A 9,009-nucleotide genomic window follows, 5' to 3' on the forward strand; every position below is an offset into this window, starting at 1 on the left:
CAGTGAGACGTCGCATCCTCGCCGCCGTCGCGGCACTCGTCCTGCTCCTCGTCGGAGCAGTGGTCCTGCTGGCCTACGTGCGCGGCGCCGACGCCCGCGCGCTGGCCGGCGCGCGCACCGTCGAGGTGCTCGTCGTCGCCGAGCCGGTCCCGGCCGGCACGCCGGGGGAGGAGCTCGCCGAGTTCCTGACCCTCGAGCCGGTGCCGGCGAAGGCCGCCGTGCCCGGCCGCGTCACCGCGCTGGACGAGATCGCCGGCCAGGTGGCCACGGTCGACCTCCAGCCGGGGGAGCAGCTGCTGGCCAGCCGCTTCGCCGCGCCCGAGGATGTCACCGCGCCGGGCATCGTGGAGGCCCCCGCCGGCCTGCAGGAGGTCTCGGTGCTCCTGGACCCGCAGCGGGCTGTCGGCGGGCGCCTCGCCGCCGGTGACACCGTCGGCGTCTTCGTGTCGCTGGGCACCGAGCCGCCGGCCACGCACTCGGTGCTGCACCAGGTGCTGGTCACCCAGGTGCAGGGCGCGCCCGTCGCCGTCCCGGCCGAGGACGGCACCCAGACGGCGTCCTCCGGCGCCGGCCCGGCGCCGACGGGCAGCCTGATGATCACGCTCGCGGTCAGTGCCGCCCAGGCCGAGGCCGTGGTGTTCGGCATGGAGCACGGGACCGTCTGGCTCTCGCTCGAGCCGGCCGGGGCGGACGTCTCCGGCACCGAGGTCATCACCCCGGACACCATCTACGGGAAGGTCTTCTCATGAGCCGCGTCGTGCTCGCCGCCGCCGACGAGGACCTCGTCCTGCGGGTCAAGCAGGCCACCGACGGCGACCTGTCGGTCCTGCCCCCCGGGCGCCTGCCCGGGGAGCCGTCCCGGCTGTTCGAGCAGCTCCTCGACGGCGAGCTGCCCGAGGTGCTCGTGATCGGCCCGCTGGCCACCGTCGACGAGGCCCTCGGCCTCGCCTCCCGGCTGGACGTGCAGAGTCCGGGGATCAGCGTCGTGCTGGTCGCCGAGCCGACGCCGCAGCTGTGGCAGGCGGCCATGCGCGCCGGCATCCGCGACCTGGTGTCGCCCGACGCCGACGTCACCGACCTCCGGGCGTCGGTCGACCGCGCCGGCTCCACCGCGAGCGGCCGCCGCCGCGTGCTCCGCCCCGTGGAGGAGACGTCGCGCTACACCGGCCGCGTCATCACCATCGCCTCGCCCAAGGGGGGCGTCGGCAAGACCACCGTCTCCACCAACCTGGCCCTCGGGCTCACCGCGGCCGCCCCCCAGTCCACCGTCCTGGTGGACCTCGACGTCCAGTTCGGCGACGTCGCGTCCGCGCTCGGCCTGACCCCCGAGTACACGCTGCCCGACGTCGTCCGCAGCCCCGCCGCCGAGGACACGATGGTGCTCAAGACCTTCCTGACCCAGCACCCCAGCGGGCTGTTCACCGTCTGCGGCGCCGAGTCGCCTGCGGCCGGCGACACCGTCCGGGGCGAGGACGTCACCCGCCTGCTGGCCGCTCTCGCCCGCGAGTTCCGCTACGTGGTCGTCGACACCGCTCCGGGGCTGTCCGAGCAGACGCTCGCCGCCCTCGACCGCGCCACCGACGTCGTGATGCTGACCAGCATGGACGTGCCGGGCGTGCGCGGGCTGCGCAAGGAGCTCGACGTGCTGCGCGAGCTGTGCATGATCCCGGCGGGCCGGCACGTCGTCATGAACTTCGCCGACCCCAGGGGCGGCCTGTCGGTGCGCGACGTCGAGACGACGATCGGCACCGGCGTCGACGTCGTCCTGCCGCGGTCGGACAAGGTGCCGGCCTCGACCAACCAGGGCGTGCCGCTCATCGCCACGGGGAGCCGTCGCGACCCGATGGTCAAGGAGCTCACCCGCCTGGTCACCCGGTTCCAGGCCACCCCGCTCAAGGCCGCGGGCCGCTACCGGGCCAAGCACCGGGCGGCGGCGCGATGAACCTCGCCGACCGCCTCGAGGCCGCCCGCGGCAGGCAGTCCGTCGAGGACCTCGCCCTGCCCACCGCCCGGACCTCCCGCCCGGCCGTGCCCGCGCCCGTGCCGCCGACCGACGCGCTGGCCCGTCTCAAGGACCGGGTCGGCAAGGCGCTGTTCGAGCGCATGGGCGCCCGGATGAACGACACCTCGCTCGGCGAGGAGGCCCTGCGGGCGATCGTGCTCGGGGAGCTCGACGCGGTGGTCGAGGAGGAGAACGTCCCCCTCAGCACCGAGGAGCGGCAGCGGCTCACCGCCGACCTGGCCGACGACGTGCTGGGCTTCGGCCCGCTGCAGCGGCTGCTGGACGACGACTCGGTCAGCGAGATCATGGTCAACGGCCCGGAGAACATCTACGTCGAGCAGAACGGCAAGCTCGTCCGGACCAGCGCCTTCTTCACCTCCGAGGAGCACCTGCGCCGGGTCATCGACCGGATCGTGTCCCGCGTGGGACGGCGGATCGACGAGTCCTCGCCGCTGGTCGACGCCCGCCTCGCCGACGGCTCGCGCGTGAACGCGATCATCCCGCCGCTGGCCTTCAGCGGGTCCACGCTGACCATCCGCAAGTTCTCGAAGGACCCGTTCACCGTCACCGACCTGATCGGCTTCGGCACGCTGTCGCCGGAGATGGCCGAGCTGCTGCACGCCTGCGTCGACGCCCGGCTGAACATCATCGTCTCCGGCGGTACGGGCACCGGTAAGACGACGCTGCTCAACGTGCTCTCCTCCTTCATCCCGGAGGGCGAGCGGATCGTCACCATCGAGGACGCCGTCGAGCTGCAGCTGCAGCAGGAGCACGTGGTCCGGCTGGAGTCCCGGCCCCCCAACATCGAGGGGAAGGGCGCGGTCAGCATCCGCGACCTGGTGCGCAACTCGCTGCGCATGCGGCCCGACCGGATCGTGGTCGGCGAGTGCCGTGGGGGCGAGTCGCTGGACATGCTCCAGGCGATGAACACCGGTCACGACGGGTCGCTCTCCACCGTGCACGCCAACTCCCCGCGTGACGCCATCGCCCGCCTGGAGACGCTCGTGCTCATGGCCGGCATGGACCTGCCGCTGCGGGCCATCCGCGAGCAGATCGCCTCCGCCGTCGACGTCGTCGTGCAGCTGACCCGCCTGCGGGACGGCACCCGCCGGGTCACCCACGTCACCGAGGTCCAGGGCATGGAGGGCGAGACCGTCACCCTCCAGGACGCCTTCCTGTTCGACTACGCCGCCGGCGTCGACCCCTCCGGCCGCTTCCTCGGCAAGCCGGTCCCCACCGGCGTGCGCCCCCGCTTCACCGACCGGTTCGACGAGCTCGGCATCACGCTCTCGCCGCGCGTCTTCGGCGCGGCCGGGGCCGCGGCGACCCGGGGCTGGAACTGATGTCACCCGCGCTGCTGGTCCTCGGCCTGGCCGCGGTCGCCGCCGCGCTGCTGCTGCTCGCGCTCGTCGTGCTGCCGGGCGGACCGGGCAAGGTGCCGCTGAGCCGGCTCGACCCGACGACGGCGCCGCCGACCTCCGCGCTCGCCGGCGCAGGTGCGGCGGCCGGTGCCGCCGTGGAGAAGGTCCTGCTCAAGCGGGGCCGCCTGGCCGCGGGCGCCGCGGCGCTGGAGAGCGCCGGCATGCGGACCAGCCTGCCGGACTTCGTCCTGGCCACCGGCCTGGTCGCGGTCGGCGCCGGCACGGTCGGCGCGCTCGCGGGCGGTCCGCTGCTCGGCGTCGTCGCGGTGCTCCTGGTCCCTCTCGGCGCGCGCGTGCTGGTCTCCTTCCGCAGGGGGCGCCGCCGGGCCGCGTTCGCCGACCAGCTCGGCGACTCGCTGCAGCTCATGTCCAGCAGCCTGCGGGCCGGGCACAGCCTGCTGCGGGCCGTGGACGCGGTCTCCACCGACGCCTCCGCCCCGACCTCGGAGGAGTTCGCCCGCATCATCAACGAGACCCGGGTGGGCCGGGACCTGGGCGATGCGCTGGACGAGGTCGCCCAGCGCATGGGCAGCGACGACTTCACCTGGGTCGCCCAGGCGATCACCATCCACCGCGAGGTGGGCGGCAACCTGGCGGAGGTCCTCGACGCCGTGGGGGACACCATCCGCGAGCGGGCCGCCATCCGCGGCCAGGTCAAGGCGCTGTCGGCCGAGGGCAAGCTGTCCGCGGTCGTCCTCATGGCGCTGCCCTTCGGCGTCTTCGGCTTCATCTGGATGAGCAACCCCGGGTACGTGGCCGGCTTCACCGAGAGCCTGATGGGCTACGCGATGCTGGGGACGGCGGCGGTGATGCTCGCCGTCGGCGGGTTCTGGCTCAAGAAGACCGTGGCGATCACGTTCTGATGCCCTCGATGCCGCTCACCGTCGTCGCCGCCGTCGTGGCCGCGGCCGCCGCCCTGCCCCTGCTCGGGTGGGCGCTGCTGGCCCGCCCCGCCTCGGCCACCGCCCGGGCCCGCGACAACCTGCTGCGCGGGATCGACCTGTCCGGTCCGGGGGAGACCGCCGGTCCCGCGGGCCCGGGGCTGCTCCGCCGGCTGGCCGACGGGCTGACCCCGCGCGGGACCGTCGACCGGCTCGACCGGCTCGCGAGCACGGCCGGCCGCCCGGCCGCCTGGCCGGTGCCCCGGCTGGTGGCCGCGAAGCTCGTGCTCGTCGTCGTCGCGGGCGGGCTGTCCGCCCTGGTGGTCGGCGCGAACCCGGGCGGGCCGGCGGTGCTGCTCGCCGCCGCGGTGACGGTGGTGGCGTACTTCGTGCCGGAGCTGCTGCTCTACTCGCGCGGGCAAGAGCGCCAGGAGGCCATCGGGCTCGAGCTCGCCGACACCCTGGACCAGATGACCATCGCCGTGGAGGCCGGCCTCGGCTTCGAGTCGGCCATGGCGCGGGCGGGGAGGAACGGCAAGGGCCCGCTGGCCGAGGAGCTGGTGCGGACGCTGCAGGACATCGCCGTGGGGCAGCCCCGCCGCGACGCGTACCTCGCGCTGGCGGAGCGGACCGGGGTGCCGGACCTGCGGCGCTTCATCGCCGCGATCGTGCAGGCCGACGCGTACGGCGTCTCGATCGCCGACGTGCTGCGGACGCAGGCGCAGGTGATGCGGCTCAAGCGGCGCCAGCGGGCCGAGGAGAAGGCCATGCAGATCCCGGTGAAGGTGATCTTCCCGCTGATCCTGTGCATCCTGCCGACCCTGTTCATCGTGCTGCTGGGCCCGGCGGTCATGGACATCATCGCGGCGTTCAGCGGCTGAGCGGGCGACGAGTCGTCCCTCCTGGTCCCACGGGTCCCGGCCGTCGCGCAGGTCCCGCGCGGGACCACGGCCGGCCGCTAGCGTCGCGCGACCTCGCCGACCGGCGAGGACCGGAACTCCTCAGGAGCCCCCATGCTGCGTCGCGTCCTCCCGGTCGGCATCGCCGCCGCCCTCGCCCTCGTCCCCTCGGTCGCGGCCGCCGCGCCCCAGGAGGACGGCGGCTCGTCCACCCGCCAGGCCACCCAGTCGCTCAGCTACTACGCGTACGGGGACGTCGCCCTCCCGGACGGGCGGTCGGCGCAGGTGTCCCTGGGCCAGTCCCGCTACGCGAAGGGGGAGTGGTACAGCCAGCTCTCGCTGTACCTGCCGTCCCAGTGCACGCCGTCGGGCTGCACCTCGTCCTCGTCGGGCTACGCCCAGCTGGACGCCGACGACGTGACCTTCGACCGCAACCTCGGCCGGGCCGTCGCCGAGGACGTGCAGGTCACCCTCGGCAGCTCCAGCTGGGGGCCGGGCGGGTACACGAGCACCCAGCGCGAGGTCACCGTCGACGTCGTCTTCACCGGGACCGGGCGGACCTCGCGCGGGACCGACCACGGCGAGTGCGGTGAGGGCGGGCCGGACTGCAAGGGCGTGCGCGTCACCGCCGAGCGGCCCGCGGACCTCGTGCTGACCGTGGACGGCGAGCCGAGCACGGGTACCGGCGTCATCACCCGCACGTTCGGGGTCGACATCGGCGCGGGTGGCACCGGGGAGGGCTGAGCCGCCCGGCCATGCGAACTCGTGGTGATCGGTCGCCGATCCCCACGAGTTCGCATGGTTCGTCCGCGCCGGAGTCGATCAGCCGGTGGAGCGGGGCTGCGCCGGGTTGGTCGGGTCCCCCTGCGACGGCGGGTTCATCGCCGGCCCCGTCGTCGCCTCGGAGACCTTGGAGCCGGTGGAGGCCGCGACCGGGTCGTCGGCGGCCGCGGCGGCCGGGTCACCGCCGGAAGGCTGCGCTCCCTCGCGCAGCGACTGGAGCCGGTTCTCCATGATCGTCACCACCTGCAGCCGGTTGGCGTGGGCGCGCTCGTACTCCAGCACCGTCTCCAGGCCCTGGGCGTCCAGCGTCCGGATGCGGGAGGTGAGCCCCTCGACCGGGAGGTGGTCGTAGTCGGGCAGCGGCAGGGTGTCGTGCTCGCTCATCCCTCGTCCTCTCTGCTCGTGCGAGCGGCGCGGAGCCGCCTGTCGCGAACCGGCCTACCCCTGCCCAACGCATCCGACACCGCCCCGGCGGGGTTGCTCGCGCCTCCCGGGAGCGAGGTGTGAGGACGAGGTCGCCGGGTAGGCGGCGGTCATGAACCTCTCGTTCCTGGAGCCGGTCTTCGCAGCCCCCGGTCCGTACGCCACGGTGCTCGCCGATGTCACCTCACCACCGAGAACGCCGACACCGAGCTGGAGCTCCGCGTGCGCGCCATCGCGGAGCGGCTGACCGAGCAGGGGGTGCCGGAGCCCGTCCTCGAGGCCGTCCGCAGCCGCCTGCTCGAGGGCAACGACGGCGGCGAGGCCGGGCAGCTGAAGGGCCGCGCGCCGGTGGTCGCGTCGGACGGCTCGGTCGTCCTGGACCAGGCGCTGGCCGCCGCGCCGCTGCGCGAGGTCGCCGAGTGGTCGGCGAAGCCCGACGTCCTCCCGATCCTGCGCCAGCTGCCGGGGCGAGTGCCCCACATCGTGGTGCTCACCGACCGGGTCGGCGCCGACATCACCTACCTGGGCGCACCCGGGCAGGTCGAGGAGGAGCAGTCGGTCGAGGGCGACAGCTTCCAGATCCGCAAGTTCCAGGGCGGCGGCTGGGCCCACCACCGGTACCAGCACAACGCCGAGAACAAGTGGGTCCACAACGCCGAGGACGTCGCCCAGCACATCTCCTCGATGGTCCGCCGGCTCGGCCCCCGCTTCGTGCTCGTGGCCGGTGACATCCGGGCCCGGCAGATCCTCACCGACCGCGCCAGCGACCTGTGGTCGGACCTGGTCGTCTCCATGGACGAGGGCGGCCGCGCCGCCGGCGCCGACCGCGAGCCGGTCGACGTCCGCGAGGCCGAGCTGGTGGCCGAGCACGAGGCGCGGGAGATCGCCGAGACCGTCGAGAAGGTCGAGGCAGCCGGCGCCCACGGCCTGTCGGTCACCGGCGTCGAGCGGGTCGTCGAGGCGCTGCGCAAGGGCCAGGTCGAGACCCTCGTCCTGAGCGACGAGCAGGACGCCGACGCCACGCTGCTGGTCGGCAACGGCCCGCTGGAGCTCGGCGTGAACCAGCACGACATGGACGCCCTCGGCGTGCACGGCGAGATCGTCCCCGCCGACCGCGCGCTGCTGGCCGCCGCCGTCGCCGGCGCGGCCGACGTGGTCGTCGTCCCGAAGGCGGCGATGCCCGGTGACGACGTGCCCGTCGCCGCGGTCCTGCGCTACACCGACGCGTCCACCGACGCAGGCTGACGCCGGCACCCAGACCCCGTACCCACCGGACAAGGAGAACCACGTGACCGACCCGCACCAGCCCGCCACCAGCCCCGGCACCGACCAGGGCGACATCGAGCGCCGTGCCGCGCTCGCCGAGGCCCTGGGCAAGGAGGTGTGGCCGGCCGACCGCGACCAGCTGATCGCCAAGGCCCAGGAGGGCACGCCCGCCGACCGGGTCCTCTCCGACCTGCAGCGCCTCCCCGCCGGCCAGCAGTTCGAGAACGTGCAGGAGGTCGCGCAGGCCCTCGGCCTGGGCACCGAGCAGCAGCGGTTCTGACGTGACCACCCAGAAGAAGCCCAGCCCCGAGGCGCTGGACAACGTCACCGAGGGCAACATCGGGACGCGCTCGCAGCTCCTGCCGGAGGAGGAGGGGATGCGCGGCAGCGGCATGGAGGAGGTCGCGGCCGAGGTCATCCTCGCCGAGTCCGAGGAGCGGACGGTCAACGCCGACCCGGACGACGCGCAGGGCGCCCACCGGCAGTCGGCCGAGACTGCCGACCTGCCCTGACGTGCGGCACGAGCACCGGGTCCAGCTCCGCTGGTCCGACCCCGACATGCTCGGGCACGTCAACCACGCGCGGGCGCTCAGCCTGCTGGAGGACGCCCGGCTGGCGATGACCGACGGCCGGCCGGGCGGGGAGCTCATCCTCGCCCGGCTGGAGGCCGACTACCTGCGCCAGCTCTACTACCGGGTCAACGAGCCCCTGACGGTGTGCAGCTGGGTCACCCGCCTGGGCACCAAGTCGTTCTCGGTCCGGCAGGAGCTGGTCCAGGACGGCGAGGTCGCCATCCGCGCCGACATCGTGCTCGTCGTCTTCGACTTCGCCGCGAACGCCAGCCGCGCGATGACCGACGACGAGCGCGCGCACTGGAGCGCGTACCTGGAGGGCTAGGTGTACTGACCGGGCACGTTGGTCAAGCGGCTGATGGGTGGGTGGCCGCCGATGCCGGTGTGGGGCCGGTGGTGGTTGTAGCTGTGTAGCCAAGCAGGGAAGGCTGCGCGGCGGTCGGTCTCGCTGGTGAACATCTGGGCGAATGCCCACTCGCTGGTCATGGTGCGGTTGAACCGTTCGACTTTGCCGTTCGTTTGTGGACGGTAGGGCCGGGTCCGTTTCGGGGTGATGCCGAGATCGGCGCAGGCGGCGGCCCAGTCGCGGCTGCGGTAGCAGCCACCGTTGTCGGTGAGCACTCGGCGGGCGGTCACCCCGCGATCGGCGAACCAGGTCACCGCCCGCCGGAGCACCGCGGTGGCGGTGGCGCCCAGCTCGTCGTCGTGGATCTCGGCGTAGGCCAGCCGGGAGTGGTCGTCGATGACGACGTGGATGAAGCC

At 73.9% G+C, this 9,009-nt stretch carries 12 protein-coding genes; 10 read left to right on the forward strand and 2 right to left on the reverse strand.

Features of this window, described 5'->3' with window-relative positions; translation table 11 throughout:
* The first annotated feature begins 2 nt into the window (after positions 1–2).
* The 6 genes from E4P43_RS08750 (at position 3) to E4P43_RS08775 (ending at position 5,947) form a co-directional block, all read left to right on the forward strand.
* On the forward strand, positions 3–749 hold the full coding sequence (locus E4P43_RS08750; RefSeq protein WP_135145071.1) for an RcpC/CpaB family pilus assembly protein: 747 nt from the start codon (positions 3–5) through the stop codon (positions 747–749).
* Positions 746–1,942 (forward strand): AAA family ATPase, encoded by a 1,197-nt coding sequence (locus E4P43_RS08755; RefSeq protein WP_135145072.1) that lies wholly within the window; start codon positions 746–748, stop codon positions 1,940–1,942. The genes E4P43_RS08750 and E4P43_RS08755 overlap by 4 nt, the downstream gene beginning before the upstream one ends.
* Entirely contained in the window at positions 1,939–3,345 is a 1,407-nt protein-coding gene (locus tag E4P43_RS08760; RefSeq protein WP_135145073.1) for a CpaF family protein, read from the forward strand. Before E4P43_RS08755 ends, E4P43_RS08760 begins: the two co-directional genes overlap by 4 nt.
* Positions 3,345–4,286 (forward strand): type II secretion system F family protein, encoded by a 942-nt coding sequence (locus E4P43_RS08765; RefSeq protein ID WP_135145074.1) that lies wholly within the window; start codon positions 3,345–3,347, stop codon positions 4,284–4,286. Before E4P43_RS08760 ends, E4P43_RS08765 begins: the two co-directional genes overlap by 1 nt.
* Positions 4,286–5,185 carry a type II secretion system F family protein gene (locus tag E4P43_RS08770; protein WP_245159020.1) on the forward strand — a complete coding sequence of 300 codons (900 nt, stop codon included), beginning with the start codon at positions 4,286–4,288 and terminating at the stop codon, positions 5,183–5,185. Before E4P43_RS08765 ends, E4P43_RS08770 begins: the two co-directional genes overlap by 1 nt.
* 132 nt (positions 5,186–5,317) lie before the next feature.
* A complete protein-coding gene (locus tag E4P43_RS08775) occupies positions 5,318–5,947 on the forward strand; it encodes a hypothetical protein (protein ID WP_135145075.1) in 630 nt (209 codons plus the stop codon).
* 78 nt (positions 5,948–6,025) lie between these two features.
* Here E4P43_RS08775 and E4P43_RS08780 read toward each other — a convergent pair whose 3' ends face one another.
* Positions 6,026–6,370, reverse strand: a complete 345-nt coding sequence (locus E4P43_RS08780; RefSeq protein ID WP_135145076.1) for a hypothetical protein — start codon at positions 6,368–6,370, stop codon at positions 6,026–6,028.
* Positions 6,371–6,631: 261 nt separating this feature from the next.
* Between E4P43_RS08780 and E4P43_RS08785 the strand changes: the two genes are divergently transcribed.
* The 4 genes from E4P43_RS08785 to E4P43_RS08800 are packed head-to-tail and all read left to right on the forward strand — an operon-like array spanning position 6,632 to position 8,572.
* Positions 6,632–7,654, forward strand: coding sequence for a Vms1/Ankzf1 family peptidyl-tRNA hydrolase (locus E4P43_RS08785; protein ID WP_245159021.1), 1,023 nt, complete (start codon positions 6,632–6,634; stop codon positions 7,652–7,654).
* 43 nt (positions 7,655–7,697) lie between these two features.
* Entirely contained in the window at positions 7,698–7,955 is a 258-nt protein-coding gene (locus E4P43_RS08790) for a DUF2795 domain-containing protein (RefSeq protein WP_135145077.1), read from the forward strand.
* Between the two features lies 1 nt (position 7,956).
* The gene (locus tag E4P43_RS08795; RefSeq protein WP_135145078.1) at positions 7,957–8,187 is read left to right on the forward strand and encodes a hypothetical protein; all 231 of its coding nucleotides are present in this window, start codon (positions 7,957–7,959) and stop codon (positions 8,185–8,187) included.
* A 1-nt stretch (position 8,188) separates the two neighbouring features.
* Complete coding sequence (locus tag E4P43_RS08800; RefSeq protein WP_135145079.1) at positions 8,189–8,572, forward strand: thioesterase family protein; 384 nt, start codon at positions 8,189–8,191, stop codon at positions 8,570–8,572.
* On the opposite strand, the gene E4P43_RS08805 is transcribed toward E4P43_RS08800, so the two are convergent.
* Positions 8,569–9,009 (reverse strand): integrase core domain-containing protein (locus tag E4P43_RS08805; protein WP_135145080.1); only part of this gene is annotated, 441 nt, incomplete at its 5' end. The two genes, E4P43_RS08800 and E4P43_RS08805, sit on opposite strands and share 4 nt — an antisense overlap.

It is taken from the genome of Blastococcus sp. TF02A-35, from assembly GCF_004571075.1.
Classification (GTDB): Bacteria; Actinomycetota; Actinomycetes; order Mycobacteriales; family Geodermatophilaceae; genus Blastococcus.